This window comes from Microcoleus sp. N9_A2 (assembly GCF_036701775.1).
GTDB lineage: Bacteria > Cyanobacteriota > Cyanobacteriia > Cyanobacteriales > Microcoleaceae > Microcoleus.
This window is the reverse complement of record NZ_JAUBRH010000003.1, coordinates 51,758-67,074: the sequence shown is the minus strand read 5'-3', so window position 1 is coordinate 67,074 and position 15,317 is coordinate 51,758. Positions and strand designations below refer to the sequence as shown.

General features: G+C 44.4%; 15 protein-coding genes and 1 pseudogene. 7 read left to right on the top strand and 9 right to left on the bottom strand.

Translation table 11 applies throughout. The features are described 5' to 3' along the window. Positions 1-15 precede the first annotated feature (15 nt). From QUA44_RS02670 to lgt, 3 genes are all read right to left on the bottom strand, one after another. Positions 16-861 (bottom strand): dienelactone hydrolase family protein, encoded by an 846-nt coding sequence (locus QUA44_RS02670; protein ID WP_333248042.1) that lies wholly within the window; start codon positions 859-861, stop codon positions 16-18. Between the two features lie 102 nt (positions 862-963). Continuing rightward, positions 964-1,743, bottom strand: a complete 780-nt coding sequence (cobM, locus tag QUA44_RS02665) for a precorrin-4 C(11)-methyltransferase (RefSeq protein WP_333248040.1) — start codon at positions 1,741-1,743, stop codon at positions 964-966. Positions 1,744-1,862: 119 nt separating this feature from the next. Continuing rightward, on the bottom strand, positions 1,863-2,756 hold the full coding sequence (lgt, locus tag QUA44_RS02660) for a prolipoprotein diacylglyceryl transferase (RefSeq protein ID WP_333248039.1): 894 nt from the start codon (positions 2,754-2,756) through the stop codon (positions 1,863-1,865). Between the two features lie 917 nt (positions 2,757-3,673). Here lgt and QUA44_RS02655 point away from each other — a divergent pair. From QUA44_RS02655 to QUA44_RS02645, 3 genes are all read left to right on the top strand, one after another. After that, positions 3,674-4,741, top strand: a complete 1,068-nt coding sequence (locus QUA44_RS02655) for an acyltransferase (RefSeq protein WP_333248037.1) — start codon at positions 3,674-3,676, stop codon at positions 4,739-4,741. A gap of 113 nt (positions 4,742-4,854) precedes the next feature. Beyond that, positions 4,855-5,970 carry a 23S rRNA (adenine(2503)-C(2))-methyltransferase RlmN gene (gene rlmN, locus QUA44_RS02650; protein WP_333248035.1) on the top strand — a complete coding sequence of 372 codons (1,116 nt, stop codon included), beginning with the start codon at positions 4,855-4,857 and terminating at the stop codon, positions 5,968-5,970. Between the two features lie 166 nt (positions 5,971-6,136). Beyond that, the gene (locus QUA44_RS02645; RefSeq protein WP_333248033.1) at positions 6,137-6,841 is read left to right on the top strand and encodes an HAD family hydrolase; all 705 of its coding nucleotides are present in this window, start codon (positions 6,137-6,139) and stop codon (positions 6,839-6,841) included. Positions 6,842-7,035: 194 nt separating this feature from the next. Here QUA44_RS02645 and QUA44_RS02640 read toward each other — a convergent pair whose 3' ends face one another. From QUA44_RS02640 to QUA44_RS02630, 3 genes are all read right to left on the bottom strand, one after another. Beyond that, positions 7,036-8,145 (bottom strand): class I SAM-dependent methyltransferase, encoded by a 1,110-nt coding sequence (locus QUA44_RS02640; protein WP_333248031.1) that lies wholly within the window; start codon positions 8,143-8,145, stop codon positions 7,036-7,038. Further along, positions 8,138-8,851, bottom strand: a complete 714-nt coding sequence (purN, locus tag QUA44_RS02635) for a phosphoribosylglycinamide formyltransferase (protein WP_333248029.1) — start codon at positions 8,849-8,851, stop codon at positions 8,138-8,140. The genes QUA44_RS02640 and purN overlap by 8 nt, the downstream gene beginning before the upstream one ends. 107 nt (positions 8,852-8,958) lie before the next feature. Then, entirely contained in the window at positions 8,959-9,543 is a 585-nt protein-coding gene (locus tag QUA44_RS02630; RefSeq protein ID WP_333248027.1) for a GNAT family protein, read from the bottom strand. Positions 9,544-9,602: 59 nt separating this feature from the next. Between QUA44_RS02630 and QUA44_RS02625 the strand changes: the two genes are divergently transcribed. Then, a complete protein-coding gene (locus tag QUA44_RS02625; protein WP_333248026.1) occupies positions 9,603-10,493 on the top strand; it encodes a sugar ABC transporter permease in 891 nt (296 codons plus the stop codon). 148 nt (positions 10,494-10,641) lie between these two features. On the opposite strand, the pseudogene QUA44_RS02620 reads toward QUA44_RS02625, so the two are convergent. Continuing rightward, positions 10,642-11,833: pseudogene (locus QUA44_RS02620) on the bottom strand (RNA-guided endonuclease InsQ/TnpB family protein). 182 nt (positions 11,834-12,015) lie between these two features. Here QUA44_RS02620 and QUA44_RS02615 point away from each other — a divergent pair. After that, positions 12,016-12,393, top strand: coding sequence for a hypothetical protein (locus QUA44_RS02615; protein ID WP_333309477.1), 378 nt, complete (start codon positions 12,016-12,018; stop codon positions 12,391-12,393). Between the two features lie 254 nt (positions 12,394-12,647). Here QUA44_RS02615 and psaX read toward each other — a convergent pair whose 3' ends face one another. Together psaX and QUA44_RS02605 are read right to left on the bottom strand one after the other, a co-directional pair. Further along, positions 12,648-12,752 carry a photosystem I protein PsaX gene (gene psaX / locus QUA44_RS02610; protein ID WP_333309486.1) on the bottom strand — a complete coding sequence of 35 codons (105 nt, stop codon included), beginning with the start codon at positions 12,750-12,752 and terminating at the stop codon, positions 12,648-12,650. Positions 12,753-12,918: 166 nt separating this feature from the next. After that, complete coding sequence (locus QUA44_RS02605) at positions 12,919-13,923, bottom strand: lipoyl synthase (RefSeq protein ID WP_333248022.1); 1,005 nt, start codon at positions 13,921-13,923, stop codon at positions 12,919-12,921. 567 nt (positions 13,924-14,490) lie between these two features. On the opposite strand from QUA44_RS02605, the gene QUA44_RS02600 reads away from it, so the two are divergent. Beyond that, complete coding sequence (locus QUA44_RS02600; RefSeq protein ID WP_333248020.1) at positions 14,491-15,042, top strand: response regulator; 552 nt, start codon at positions 14,491-14,493, stop codon at positions 15,040-15,042. A gap of 2 nt (positions 15,043-15,044) precedes the next feature. Beyond that, a complete protein-coding gene (locus QUA44_RS02595; RefSeq protein ID WP_333248018.1) occupies positions 15,045-15,224 on the top strand; it encodes a hypothetical protein in 180 nt (59 codons plus the stop codon). Positions 15,225-15,317 lie beyond the last annotated feature (93 nt).

Below are 15,317 nucleotides of genomic sequence, written 5' to 3'. Positions count from 1 at the left end.
AAGAACGAAGAAATCTCAAAACTCTTGTGCAACTCCGTGCTTCTTAAACCAATCTTGCATCCGTTTCCAAGCATCCTCAGCTTCTTTTTCCCGGTAACTGGGGCGATAGTCGGCGTTAAAACCGTGCGGCGTATCTGGATAAAGCACTATTTCGGAACCGCTGCTGCCAGTTTTGAGAACTTGTCGCATTTTCTCGACTGTATCGTTGGGAATAGAGGTGTCTTTATCGCCGTAAAGCCCCAATACGGGCACTTTCAAACTGGCTGCAATGTCGATCGGCTGTTTGGGAGTTAAATCCGTAGAATTGCCAACCACACGCCCGTACCAAGCCACTCCCGCTTTGACTTTCGGGTTGTGGGAAGAGTACAGCCAAACAATTCTGCCACCCCAGCAAAATCCTGTAATTCCCAACTTATTAGTATTGCCTTTTCCTGACTTTTGTGCCCACTCTACGGTAGCATCTAAATCAGACATAACTTGAACGTCAGGAACTTTCGAGACAACTTTACTAATAATTTCTTGGATGTCGGTGATTTTAGAAACATCACCTTGACGGGCAAACATTTCTGGGGCGATCGCTAAATAACCTAATTTTGCAAAACGGCGGCAAATATCTTGAAGGTGGGCGTGAACTCCGAAGATTTCTTGAATCACTAAAACTACTGGAAAATTGCTGCCCCTGGCTGGCATTGCTCTGTATGCTGGAATTGAGCCGTCTTTTACGGGAATTTTGACCTCACCTGCAACTAAGCCAGCAGCATCCGTATTGATAACGGCAGCGGCAATAGGATGAACTGCTAAGGCAAATCCGGCGCTTAATGCGGTGACAGTGATAAATTGTCTGCGAGTTAAATCTTTCATTTGTAATGGGGAATAGGGCATTGGGCATTGGGCATTGGGTGGATCGAAGCGGGGGGATTGGGCATTGGTAATTGGAACTAACAAATAACCAATGACTAATGACTACTGACGGAAAAGCCGATCGTGCTCTGGATGGTACAAGCGCGATCGCCCTTGAGCTTCTTTCCCCAACGCCGGACTAATCACATACATTGTCGTTCTGATCAAATTATTTTCGCGTGTAGCAACGGCCATTTTGTCAAGAGGAACTAGGACAATTTTTTCATCCGGCCAGCCCAACCGATAACAAATAGCTACAGGCAAATCAGACGGGTAATGTTCCATCAACTTAGCTTGAGCCTGTTCGACATGGCGCGCGCTCAAATACAGACACAAACTTGCTTGATGAGCTGCCAAACTAGCTAATTCTTCACGTTCCGGCACTTCCGTGCGGCCGCTAATTCTGGTCAAAATAATTGTCTGCACAACTCCCGGAACTGTCAACTCAATTTTAAGTTTAGCTGCCGCAAGTTGGAAAGCGCTAATTCCCGGGATTACCTCAAAAGCAATTCCCTCGGAGGCCAAAGCTTGCATTTGTTCGCCGACGGCCCCGTAGAGACAGGGATCGCCCGAATGGAGGCGGACGACGCTTTTGCCGGCGCGCACTCGCTCCACCATCAAAGGTACAATCTCTTCGAGGGTCTTATCCGCAGTTTGGATCACTTCAGCATCTGCGCGCACTCCCTGCAAAATTTGCTCTGGGACTAGGGAATCAGCAAATAATATGACATCGGCGGCAGCCAGTAGTTTTTGAGCCTTAACAGTCAACAAATCCGGGTCTCCGGGGCCTGCACCTACAATGTATACCCCTGGAATTAGGGATGGAATCTCTGTCAAACTCATGGCTGCTAAAAAATTTGCTAAATTTACCGACGCTTCCGGATGCACCTATTTTGGTTGGAAGTAAGGGATGGTAGATGCACCCTGGTTTGAACCCTAGAGACTAACCTCTCTGGGGTTTTTTATTGATCCTCTGGGGATTTGCGATCGATATTTGCCCGATCGCTATTGGGGGAGACAACATCGGGTAAAGGTCGATCGAGCAAATAAAGCCAAGCCAAACCGCCTAACCCTAAAACAATCCCAGTCAAGCTTACCATTTGCGCCGTCCGCAGCGGCCCGAACATCAAACTATCAGTCCGCAACCCTTCAATCCAGACTCTACCCAAACTGTAAGCTGCGATATAAACCAAAAACAAAGCACCAATTTTCAAGCGAATTTTGCCCTGCAAATCGCGGAAAAACAAAGTCAGAAGCAACCCAAATACTGTCAAATTCCACAGGGATTCGTAGAGAAATGTGGGGTGGAAGTATTCAAAATTAGCGTAGGCTGCCGGCCTGCTGTTTGGGGGAATATAGAGTTTCCAAGGCAAATCCGTAGGACTGCCAAAAGCTTCGGAGTTAAAGAAATTTCCCCAGCGTCCGATCGCCTGACCGAGAATTGCCGAAGGCGCGATTAAATCTGCCATTTGCCAAAAAGAAACTCGCTGGATTTTCGCAAAAATCAAAGCTGCGATCGTGCCGCCCAAAATCGCGCCGTGAATGGCAATTCCACCTTTCCAAATCGCAATAATGTCTTCGGGTCTCTGGGCATATTGTGGCCACTCGAAAGCCACGTAGTAAATTCTGGCACAAGGAATAGCGCCCAGAACCAGCCAAATTGCTAAATCGCCCAGCAATTCTGGGTTGACGCGGCGCTTTTCGGCCAAATATTGGGACAGACTGACCCCAATTAAGACGGCCGAAGCTATCAACAGCCCGTACCAACGGATAGCTACGGGGCCGAGTTGAAAGATAATCGGGCCGGGGGATGTAAATTGAAACGCTAAGGGCAGCGCAAGAATATTTAGCACCATAAAAGTTCCATTAATTGTGCTGTAAGCCTGTCAAATTTGCATACCCTATTTACAAACTACAGAGTTTATTTTAGATGGCTGCGGTCGTTTAGACGCAATATTTGGGGAATAGTGCCGAAAAAATATTTTTTAACTGTATAAAAAATGCTGTCCTTAAAATACTTTTAGATTAAAGGCGGTACGACATCAAAAAAATTTTCAAAAAAGAGTCATAGCAAATGGCAGAACGCACCACTGTTGTTTGCGATCGCGTCTGGCTAGGTTTTGAGAAGGTAGACTTCGATCGACAGATTTAACTATTCTCAACCCTCTATAGCAATCCTAAATCATTATCCTTACCGCGAACATAAATGTGATTTACCCAAAATCCATCTGTAGAGTGCCGTGTCCCGGACACGGCTTGGCCTTAGTCCCTACTGAAAATTATTTAGGATTGCTATATCTAGTGGTTATTGTCGTTAATCAAGTGGGAGGAGATCTCAATTTTAGCAGGAGAGGACTCGTCGCTATTTTGGGACGAGTTTTGGTCGCCCCAGCCAAATCAGGCTTGTACGCAAAAATATTGACAAGTTAGCTCATCCCACTTAAGATACAACCATTCCTGATCAATACCCTTAATCAATACGCTTAATTGTCAGATTTGTGACCAAGAGTCCTGGGAAAGCATCACCTGTTGGTCTTTGGCGCTGCTCCAACAACTGCACTAATCCAAATATCTCAGGTAGAGTATAGCGGTTATCAGATAAATGAGGTATGCCGAAACCCTGAAGCATCAATCTTTTCAGGTCAAAATTCGTACCTCACCTTTTTGAGAAAGGCTATAACGACTTTGACCGCAAGGTAAGTAAAACTCGATACCCAAAAAATATTGGCAGTAATATGCAAATATCAAAAAAATTAAATCTTAACAAAAAAATATGACAGCATCAAAATTTTACATTCCTTCATTGGATGGAATTAGGACTATTGCTTTTTTAATTGTTTTTTTATCTCATGCAGGAATGGGTTATATTGTGCCGGGAGGATTGGGTGTAACAACTTTTTTCTTTTTGAGCGGTTATCTAATTACAACCTTGCTGAGACGTGAATACGAACAAAATCAAGTGATTAATATCAAATATTTTTATTTGCGACGTGTAGTGCGAATACTGCCTGGTTTTTATGCAGTTTTATTTATGGCATCTATTTTAACATTACTAGGGGTATTGCAAGGCGAACTGAGACTGCCCGGTTTTTTAAGTCAGGCTCTACATTATTATAACTATTATGAATTTTTTAATGGTAACACTGGAGTAGCTATTGGTACAGATGTGTATTGGTCTCTTGCCGTTGAAGAACACTTCTACTTAATTTTTCCTTTTTTATACATACTTTTAATGAAAATGCGTTTAAAGCCCAAACAGCAAATGTTAATTTGTTGGGGTTTGTGCATATTGTTTCTACTGTGGAGATGTGTTCTAGTTTTTGGCATGGGAGCAACTGAACAGCGGATCTTTCATTTATCAGATACCCGAATGGATAGCATATTGTTTGGCTGTGCATTAGCGGTCTATGGTAACCCAGTATTAGACGCTCCCTATGGCTCAGAGCGATTTTGGAAGTATTTCTTACTACCATTAGGAATAACTTTAATTATTGTGTCTTTTATCTGTCGTTATCCAGAGTTTGAAAATACAGTTCGTTTCACTGTTCAAGGTATTGGACTACATCTTTGTTTCGTGGCTGCTATCCGTTTTCCAGATTGGCTAATATTTAAACCTCTAAATTGGAAATGGATGCGGTTTATTGGTTTACTTTCATACTCGCTTTATCTAGTACACGATACAACCCTTCAAGGTATTCATTTTTATTTTAATCAAATGCCTATGGTTGTGCAGGGAGCGATAAGTCTTCTGATTTCCTTTACATTAGCCTATGCAATTTATAGGTATATAGAGTTGCCATGCACCAAGCTCCGCAAGCGGTTTTCATCTTCTTCAAGTTAAACGCCATAAAATATTTACTAAGCAGAATTTCGCCAATTTCGTCACAGATAGACGGCAGTTTTGGTCAAGAAGTTTTAGTATAGAGAGTGATCGTAAATTTTTTCTGATGACCTATGTCCCCTACCTCCGTTTCTCAGGTGTACTCTTCTGGTAATTCCAAGGGTGCGAATCAGTCTCGCAAGACTGCTGCTTTGGCTGTTGAGTCTGGTAAAATTCCGCCGTTGTTGGGCGCGAGTTTGGCTGAGTTAACGGAGTGGGTGCAGCAAAACGGGCAACCCGCTTATCGCGGGAAGCAGTTGTACCAGTGGATTTATGAGAGAGGTGCGCGATCGCTCTCTGACATTTCTGTATTCTCGAAACAATGGCGCGAGACTGTTGCTAAAATCCCGATCGGGCGATCGACTATTCATTTGCGATCGGTCGCACCGGATGCCACAGTAAAGTATCTCCTAAAATTAGCAGACGGTCAAATTATTGAAACAGTCGGCATTCCCACCGATAAACGGCTGACTGTGTGCGTTTCGGCGCAAGTTGGCTGCGCGATGGGCTGCGATTTTTGCGCCACCGGCAAAGGCGGTTTCAAGCGCAATTTAGAAGTAAACGAAATCGTCGATCAAGTCTTGACAGTACAGCAAGATTTCGGCCGCCGAGTCAGCCACATCGTATTTATGGGGATGGGCGAACCGCTGCTGAATTTCGATAACGTCGTAGCTGCTGTCAAGTGTTTGAATCAAGACGTAGGAATTGGACAGCGCAACATCACCGTTTCCACAGTCGGCATCCGCAATCGCATCACCCAACTAGCCGAACATCAACTGCAAATTACCCTCGCCGTCAGCCTCCACGCTTCCAATCAAAGATTGCGCGAAGAGTTAATTCCTAGCGCCCGCCCTTATCCTTTGGGTGAGTTAGTGGCAGAATGTCGGGAATATGTGCGATCGACCGGCCGCAGATTAAGCTTTGAATACGTGCTTTTAGCAAACGTAAATGATTTACCAGAACACGCAGCCGAGTTAGCAAATCAGTTGCGCGGTTTTCAGTGTCACGTCAATTTAATTCCTTACAATCCGATTCAGGAAGCTGAATATCAGCGACCGACTCCCAATCGAATCAACAGTTTTGTTTCGGTTTTGAAGGAAAAGAAAATTGCAGTTAGCGTGCGGTATTCTCGCGGCTTAGAAGCAGATGCCGCCTGCGGACAATTGCGGGCTTCTGAGGTTGAAAAATAGATTTTTAACCGATAAATAATCTTGTAGGGTGCGGAGCGAGTGCGTGATTTCATCAAAAATCGACCAGCTACGATCTGACGCACCCTACTACGAGCTGTATCGATCGGGAACAGTTGGTGTTGGAGTTCGTATAATTTGGGATGAACAATTAGGGTGGAAGAAATAATTGGCTATAATAAAATACGTCATTTTTGATTTAGATGATACACTTTGTGATTATCAGAAAGCTAAAAAAAACGCAATAAATCTTGTTAATCGAGTTCTTGAATTATCTGGGATAGATGTTAACCAATTCTGGAATAGTTATAGCTTAATAGAACCTACGTTGTTCCGACAATTTGTTAATGGAGTTATTTCAAGGGACGAGTATAGGTTGCGTCGCTATGCTGATGTTATACAAGGCGCTCACGAAAATCCTTTAGCGTTTTCTTCAGCACTAAATTCTATTTACATGAAAGAGGCTAATCACGCAATAACATTATTTGATGATGTGATTCCCTTACTAAAAACTTTAGAAGACAAAGAAATTAATACTGCTATTCTTACAAATGGGCCTTGGGACGGGCAAAGCGAGAAAATTAAGGCATTAAACCTAGCTCAATATATTAAAAAAATCTATATTAGTGAAGAAATTGGCCTTTGCAAACCTAGCTGTAAAGTTTTTGAATTTGTTATGGATGATTTAAATATAGAACCATCACAGGTTTTAATGGTTGGTGACTCAATCGAAGATGATATTGAGGGAGCTGAGCAGCTTGGAATTAAAACAGTTTTAGTCGATAGAAAAGGCAAGTATTTTGACTATCAGGACACAAGAATTTTTGATTTATCAAGTTTGAAAGAGATGCTTGAGTGTCAAAAGCATATTTAAAGAAAAACCAAAAATAAAACTAGGTATATTAGGGAAAATTGCCGTAGGGTGCGGAGCGAGTGCGTGATTTTATCAAAAATCGACAAGCTACAATCTGACGCACCTTACTAGCTAAAATTTGTCGTATGATGCGGAGCGAGTGCGTTATTTCCTCAATCATCAAAAAGCTACAATCTAACGCACCCTAATATTTTCTACAAGCGTTTAACAAGTATCCACCGCAACTCTAACGGCGGTGTTTGTTGCACAGAAAATAAATCCCGCCCCGTCGCCCAACTGAGAAACCAAGGTGTCGGCGGCCACGCAGAGTCAGGCAAATGTTTTTGTTCGTATTCAATCACAGATTCATCAGAAACAATTTCTAACGGCAAACCCTCTATTGCTGCTTGCAATTCTTGTCTGGTAATCAGATAAGACCAACACAATTCAGACATTTGTTTTGCCATCTCGTCGGGTTCGTACCCATCTACTGCTAAGAAAGTGCTGAATAAGATAAACCCCCCACTTAACACGGCATCGGACATTTTGCCGAGGAAAAGGCGGACTTGTTCGGGATAGCGGAAGTGGGAGAGAACTTCGGTAGCAATCGCTAGTTTGTACCGATAAGTTTTCATCCTCAATAATGGATCTAAAACGTCGCCTTGGGTGACATGAATCGGCAAGTTTTCGGCGGTGGCTGCTGCTGATAGTTTCTCGGCAAATATCGGTGTTAGTTCGATCGCATCCACGGAATGCCCTAACCTAGCTAAAGGCAGACTATTGCGCCCTGGGCCTGCACCAACATCTAAAATAGGTGCTTTTCCCGGTTCGCCTAATTCGGTGGCAATGGCGATGACTTTGGCATCAGGATGGCTGCCGAATAAAGGTTCGGGGCGAATATCCGGCCAGCTATGATATTTCTGGGCCATTGATTCGATTTGAATCTTGGTATTCAGAGTAATGCCACCGGCTAAACCGGTTTGGGAATTGGCGGGAAAATATGAAACTATTAGATTAGCGTGGGGAGAATTTTTGAATCCTTCTGCTAAGGCGTTGGCGATTAATGTTCGTAAGTTTTCGGTTTGGGCAGCGTCGATGTTTTGTCCGATATTTTTTAAGAAGTCTGACAGTAATTTAAGATAGTCGTCTAGCATCGATGGCAAGCAAGGCAGATAGAATTCTCCCTTGATGCCGATGTTTTTTTTGAGCCTTTCTCTGAGAATTAATTTCAGGCGATTCGAGTCAGTCAGCGGCGGGCCAGTTTCTGGTGATTCGCTGACGGGCAATTCGGGGATAGATGCGGCACTGGTGAGGTTTTTAGTCACAATATTTTCGATTAGATTCGGCAATAAGTGCGATCGCACCGAGCATAATCTTGTGCTCTTGCACCTGAATTCTCGCGTGCAGTGTTTCTGCGGTATCGTCAGGCAATACTGGCACCGCAGCCTGCATTAAAATCGGCCCGCTGTCTACTTCCAAATGAGCGATATGCACCGTACATCCGGTGATTTTAACCTTAGCGGCCAGTGCTTGCTCGACGGCGCGAATTCCGGGGAAACTCGGCAGTAAGCTGGGGTGAATGTTAATAATTTTGTCTGGAAAAGCATCAAGCAAAACTTTGGTAACAATTCGCATCCAACCCGCCATCACTATCCATTCTACATCATGAACTTGGAAAGTTTTAACAATTTTTGTATCTAATTCTTCGCGGCTTTTGCAATCACGGTGATTGAGGAGAATCGAGGGAATGCCGTATTTTTCGGCTCTGGCTGCCGCTTTGGCTTCGGGGTTGTTGTAAATTAATACTGGGATTTGAACATTAAGCTGTCCATTTTGGATGGCTTGGGCAATTACCTCGAAGTTGCTGCCACTTCCTGATGCTAAAACTCCTAATTTTAATGGAGGATGGGCCGGAGCGATCCTCTTCGTTGATGAGCCTCCCGTAGGGGCGGGCTTCGCTAACGCACTTTTGCCAATCTCAGGAGAAATCAGGCAGGCATTGGAATTAACAGATACTGGATTAGCGGTCATAAGAAGAAGGAAGAAGGAAGAAGGAAGAAGACATACAGAGAAAGCTTTTTAGCGATCCGTATTTTACCTTTAATTAGGTGGAGCCACTTAAATGCTATCAAAAATATTTACTTAGATTCTACAACAATATCATCAAAAAACTCTTCCCTGAGAATCGAATAAAGTTTTAGATCCCAATATCTGTCTTTCACAAATAGGTGCTGTCGCAATACCCCTTCCAATTGCATCCCCACTTTTTCCATCACCCGAGCAGAAGCAATATTGTTAACTTCACATCGAGCCATAATTCGATTCAGTAACATCTCCCGAAAGCCGAATTCAATAACTGCATTAACAGCCTCGCTCATGTATCCTTCGCCCCAATAGCTCCTAGAAAGTGCGTAGCCAATTTCCGCGCGGCTGTGCGTCATGCTCCATTCCACAAATCCGCAAGTGCCAATAAATTTTTTCTCGGCTTTGTGGACGATCCCCCAATCTACCAGCTCTCGTCTTTTGTACATTTTAGTAATTGACTTGAGAAAGTATTTAGTGTCTTCGATGGAGGTGTGAGTTGACCACATTGTGTATTTTGATACTGCGGGGTTTGAGGCATACTCAAACATATCGCTGGCATCGTTTAAAGTGATTTTTCGGAGCAGGAGCCTTTCAGTTTCTATAGTGGGTAAATTCGCTAATATATCGAGAAGATTCATTGTAAGATTGACCTATATTGTGATACCATTTAAAACTAAAAGCTAAAATTTACAAGCCAATGGTTCGGATTAAATTTGGGCGTTTTAACTGGTTGGATAATGATACGATCGCAGCTTGGACTTTCCTGGCCCCGGCTTTGCTGTTTCTGGGTACTTTTTTGATTTGGCCGATCGCCTATTTATTCTACCTCAGCTTTACCAGCGGCAGCTTTACCCAGTCGGGAGTGCGTTGGATTGGCTTCAACAACTACTGGCGTCTAGTCACAAACCCGGATTTCTGGCAAATTCTCCAAAACACGCTCTATTTTACTACTGCAACAGTCATTCCCAGTTTAGTGATTCCATTGGGCTTAGCAGTTTTGCTAAATCGCTCGTTTGCTTGGCGAGGAGCTCTCCGTACCGCTTATTTTATTCCTTCGATTACCTCTTTAGTTGCCGTTGGCTTGGGTTGGCGGTGGTTGTTTCAAACCGAAGGCCCGGTGAATAGTTTGTTAATGGCGATCGGCTTAAATCCAATTCCTTGGCTGAGTAGCACAGTTTGGGCAATGCCTGTGATAATTCTGCTGAGTGTTTGGAAACAATTAGGCTTTAATATGGTAGTATTTTTAGCAGGATTGCAAGCAATTCCCATAAATCGTTACGAAGCGGCAGAATTGGACGGAGCTAATGCTTGGCAACAATTTTTGTACATCACTTTACCAGGCTTGCGGCCGACTTTAATATTTGCTACGGTGACAACAGCTATTTTTACCCTGCGGAGTTTCGAGCAAGTTTACGTCATCACCGGCGGCGGCCCTTTGAACTCTACTAATTTGCTAGTTTATTATATTTACGAGCAAGCTTTTTCGCAATTTGATTTTGGTTATGCAGCCGCTGCGGCAACTTTCCTGATGGCTGTAGCTTTGATATTAGTTTATGTGCAACTAAAAGTTTGGGGCGAAGATGCTTGATATCACATCGGGTAAGTAGTTAAGCAAAATTAATTACATAATCATTTCCAAATTCTTTAAGAATTTTCTCAACAATCGAACATTAAAATAGCTACCTTCCTAGTTGCCTTGACACTCCGGGCGCGTAAACGCACGGGGATTCTTTAATCTACGAGCCAATTTGCTGAGGCAGGATTTCTCCAGCCAAAGTAGAGATTGATTCTCCTAAAGCGTTGCTTGCGTCAAGCGCAAAAGTTCCGGTATGCCCTACCGTACCCAATCCTCGACTAAGGATATTTCTAGCCGCGTTTTCGTCTCTCCCTAAGCTACATCCACACTTACAAATATGCGTTCTAGTAGATAGCGTTTTCTTGACCATTACACCGCAGCTAGAGCATTCTTGGCTGGTATATTGCGGATTCACCGCAACCGTAATCTTTTCAAATACTTTTCCAAAGTATTCAAGCCAGACACGGAACTGATACCAAGATGCGTCGTTAATAGACTTAGCCAAGCAATGATTCTTCACCAGATTTTTTATTCTCAAATCTTCGTAAGCGACTACATCGTTTGATGAGATTACGCACCGTGCAAGCTTCATTGCATGGTGTTGACGCTGCCTACTTATTTTGAGATGGCGTTTGCCTAGAATCCGCCTAGCCTTGTCCCTGTTATTTGAACCTTTTACTTTCCTGGACACCCGACGTTGACAACGTTTAAGGACTTTTTCACCTTTTCGCAAAAATCTCGGGTTCTCAACCGTAATTCCATTTGAGTCGGTGTAATATTCCTTCAATCCTACGTCTAAGCCTATGGTGTTCCCAGAGGGGGCTATGTTTTCCTTTCGATCAATATCAATACAAAACTGAACGTATACGCCATCCGCACGTTTTACCAATCTCACCCGTTTTATTTGGCTAATTGGGTAGAAATGCAAATCGCGTGTACCCTTGAGTTTTAACCGCCCAATCCCTTTCTTGTCGGTAAAATTGATGGATTTTCGGTCGTCGGCAAGTTTCCATCCAGTTGATTTATACTCAACAGAGCGGCAATCTTTCTGGAACTGTGGATAGCCTTTTTTGCCAGCCACACCCTTCTTACAGTTATCGTAGAATCGGGAGATAGAAGACCATGCTCGTTCTGCGCTAGCTTGTCTAGCTATTGAGTTGAGTTCGTCAGCGAGCGTGAAAATCACGCGCCAGTACAGCGCAGTATTTATTCAAATCATATTTATCCACCTTTTTGTTGTCCATCCAATACCTTATACAGCTATTGCGGACGAATTTTGCGGTACGAATTGCTTCGTCTACGGCAGTAAACTGATTTGATTTTCCGTATGCTTTAAACTCGAAAACTAGCATGGTTTTACCTCCCACCTTATGCTACAAGGTTCAGCATAGGATATTCAGTGAGTTATTAAAATTTTACAATTAAAGCCGTCAAGCGAAGGAGGGGGTTTTAAACCCAATTTCCTGATAAGACATACTTCTGATAGAGACCAAAAATAGCGGCGATTTGTTATCGTAGAAGTCGCATAATTTAAATGATTAAAGCTATGCCGAAAAATATTCGCCATCGCGCCATAAAAATCTGTCTTTTGTGTCTGGCTTGCGCTTTAGCAATTGCTGTTGCGCCAATTGTCACGCCCGCTCAATCCACAACTCAATTAGAGTTTCGCATTACTCAATTAGAAAGGCAAATTTCTGAACTCAGGGGACAAATCTACAGCTTGCAGAACCAAAGTTCTAGAGTTAACCGGCCTCAGTCTTCTTCCCCTTCAGGTTCTGGTCGCACCAATCCTCGAACGCTGTCGGGAGACCCGATGTTTGATAATTTAGCAACTTTGGCAATTGAAACTAAGCAAGATGTTATTAAAATTCAAGAGCGGTTGTCAAAGCTAGAAGCGTCGAGAAATCGCTAGAGAAGGAAGAAGGAAGAAGGAAGAAGGAAGGCACGGATTTTGACACGGATACAGGGATTAATTATTGAGCAAAAGTCGGGAGTCAGGAGTCAGGAGTCAGAAGGAAGAGGGAAAAAGTCAGTAGTCATTAGTTAGAAGAATGAAGTCATATTCTCCCAACTCAAAACTCTCTTCCTCTCCCCCCTCTCCCTTTCTCCCATTCTCTGACGTTGAGGTCGAGAACAGCAGGGTCTGCTAAAAATTAAGTTGCAGAACTATTCAATGATATGGAAATAATAGGCTGCAACCAAAAAATTGATAGCTAACAGCAACAGAAACCAGGCTGCGCGAAAGGTGTAAGGGAATTTGCCCGTTTTCATCACGGAGTCGGATTTTAATTGGTTCTTTGCTATCTCTGCCATGATTCAAGCTCCTAATTCATAAGTCACTGTATTCACAAATAGCAGAGAGCGTCGCACATCACACAATCCTTTAGTGTTATTTTTTGTAACTAGGAGTTTATACCGAGTTGAATTCAGATGAATTTCAATCGATCGCTCCTGCGTGGTATGAACTGCGGACGAGAGGCCCCGATCGCACGCGCTCAAACCCCATCTCCCGGGCGATTGACCCGAAACGGTCAAATTCGGCCGGCGTCCAGTATTTACGCACTGGGAGGTGCTCTAGAGATGGTCTCATGTATTGACCGAGGGTGAGTCGATCGCACTTGGCATCCCGCAAATCAACCATCGCTTCGACAACCTCGGCCTCCGTTTCCCCGTGCCCCAACATCAAACCCGATTTTGTGGGAATAGTTGGGTCATATTGCTTAACAATACGCAGAACGTCGATCGAGCGATCGTACTTCGCCCCCCTCCGCACCGGCCCTTGCAACCGCCGTACCGTCTCAATATTGTGGTTGTAACAAGTCGGTTTAGCCTCCACCACCGTGCGAATCCGATCTCGCTGCAACTCATCCAGGCCGGAATTCTCCCCGTCGGGGGCGGGCACGGGGAGGGCGGGCACGGGGAGGGCGGGCACGGGGGCACCGCCCCTACCTGTTCCCCCCCAAAAATCCGGCGTCAGTACCTCAACTTCAGTATCCGGGTTCAAAAGGCGGATTTGGGCGATCGTCCTGGCAAACCAACCCGCGCCCCCATCCGGCAAATCATCCCTCGCCACCGAAGTCAGCACCGCATAGCGCAAACCCAACAACTGCACAGCCTCGGCCACCTTTTCCGGTTCCTCCGGGTCTAGGGGCATCGGAGAATGACCTTTATCTACTTGACAAAAAGCACAAGCGCGGGTGCAAGTCGGCCCCATCAACAAAAAAGTCGCCGTTTTTTGCGCGTAGCACTCGCCCCGGTTGGGACATCTCCCCTCCTCACAAATCGTGTGAATTTGCCGCTGTTTGATAATTTTTTGCACTTGGGAAAGTTCGCTAGCTTTGCCAACGGGCCTACGCAACCACTCCGGCATCGCCTCGATTTCACCCCGCATTTGGGCGGCAACTGCTTTGACAGTAGGAGTTTTAGGAGTTTGGGGCGACATAAAATTAAAAGGCGATTGAGTTAATTCCTTCGATCGTATCCGAAATCAAAGCCCCTGAACTTGTAGGAGTATCACCCGAAATCAGAATCGCGCCGACGTGCAACAAAACTAAACTCGCCCATAATTATGGGTAGAATTCTGTTAGGGATATACTGAAGGTTGCAAATCATCAGAAAATTGGGTAGAAACCTCGTCCTTTTTTTTAGGACGGCTTTATATTACAATATAATTGGTCAACGACCCACCCGAGACGATGGATCAAACAGCCTATACGAGCGAAGTTCAGCCTTGTGCTGGCGGCGAAGCAAAATCGGTAGACCGGGAAAAGAGGATAGGGCAATGGTAAACATCCCTAGAATCAAAACGAAGAAGAATTCCGTTTGGTATTCGACACGTAAAAACCGCAGGGCTTGCGGGGTTAGTCTGTGGAGCGAACATAAGACCAAATCTCTTTTAGGGTGGAGGCAGTTGCGAAGAAGCAGAAATTCAAATCGTGAGGTTTGGGAATCCCCGTCCGCGACGGTCGGGGTGGATGTCAACACTCATTCATTACTGAAGGAGTCAGTCGTGGCTGGTCAAAAAATCTTGGTAATCGATGACAGTAAAGTCATCCGCGTCCGAGTCCGAGAGATGTTGCCTCAGGGTAACTTTGAAGTTCTAGAAGCAAAAGACGGCGAAGAGGGACTCAAACTGATCCGTCAAGCCCGGCCAAATCTAATTATGTTAGATTTCCTACTGCCCAAAGTCAGCGGTTGGGAAGTGTATCAAAAAGTGCAAGCCCATCCTGAGCTTTCTAAGATACCTTTGGTGATCATGTCGGGCCGCGAAGAAGAGGTGATGGAAAAAATTCCGAAACCCTTTGAGAAGCATTTTTTTGCATTCATCGCCAAACCGTTTGAGAAGAAGCAGCTAACCGAGGCAATCAAATCGGCGATGGTACTGGCCAAAAAGAAACCAGTGCCGGAAGCCCCAGCAGCCGCCGCTGCACCCAGCTCTGGAGGGGGCGCGGCCGAAATTCAGGCGATGACTGTGAAAATGGCGAAAATGCAAGCAGAAATTGATGCACTCAAAAAACAAATGACTCAGGTGATTACGATCATCAAACAGAAATTGAAATAATTTTGCTGTTTTTTGAAGGCACTTATGTAGAAGGAAACTTCCACACCGTAAAACTTTCTCTTGAGTCTGAATGGCTGCGCTTTTATCCGCATTTTTTTGCCCAAGTGTTTGAGCGAGTGCGATCGCTAACAGCCTGCCACTGGTTTCTCAAAATCCCAGTCAGAAAATCAATTAAAAGTTAAAAATCAAACAAGGGAGGAAATTAATTATTAATTTATATTAGGATTTTTAATTCCCGCTCGTTCCACGCTCAATTATCAACTCCTCAGTCTCAT

Bases quoted from the DNA above. Each gene is read 5' to 3' on its own strand.
- QUA44_RS02670 (WP_333248042.1), bottom strand. From the start codon at position 861: ATGAAAGATTTAACTCGCAGACAATTTATCACTGTCACCGCATTAAGC.
- cobM (WP_333248040.1), bottom strand. From the start codon at position 1,743: ATGAGTTTGACAGAGATTCCATCCCTAATTCCAGGGGTATACATTGTA.
- lgt (WP_333248039.1), bottom strand. From the start codon at position 2,756: ATGGTGCTAAATATTCTTGCGCTGCCCTTAGCGTTTCAATTTACATCC.
- QUA44_RS02655 (WP_333248037.1), top strand. From the start codon at position 3,674: ATGACAGCATCAAAATTTTACATTCCTTCATTGGATGGAATTAGGACT.
- rlmN (WP_333248035.1), top strand. From the start codon at position 4,855: ATGTCCCCTACCTCCGTTTCTCAGGTGTACTCTTCTGGTAATTCCAAG.
- purN (WP_333248029.1), bottom strand. From the start codon at position 8,851: ATGACCGCTAATCCAGTATCTGTTAATTCCAATGCCTGCCTGATTTCT.
- QUA44_RS02630 (WP_333248027.1), bottom strand. From the start codon at position 9,543: ATGAATCTTCTCGATATATTAGCGAATTTACCCACTATAGAAACTGAA.
- QUA44_RS02625 (WP_333248026.1), top strand. From the start codon at position 9,603: ATGGTTCGGATTAAATTTGGGCGTTTTAACTGGTTGGATAATGATACG.
- QUA44_RS02615 (WP_333309477.1), top strand. From the start codon at position 12,016: ATGATTAAAGCTATGCCGAAAAATATTCGCCATCGCGCCATAAAAATC.
- psaX (WP_333309486.1), bottom strand. From the start codon at position 12,752: ATGAAAACGGGCAAATTCCCTTACACCTTTCGCGCAGCCTGGTTTCTG.
- QUA44_RS02605 (WP_333248022.1), bottom strand. From the start codon at position 13,923: ATGTCGCCCCAAACTCCTAAAACTCCTACTGTCAAAGCAGTTGCCGCC.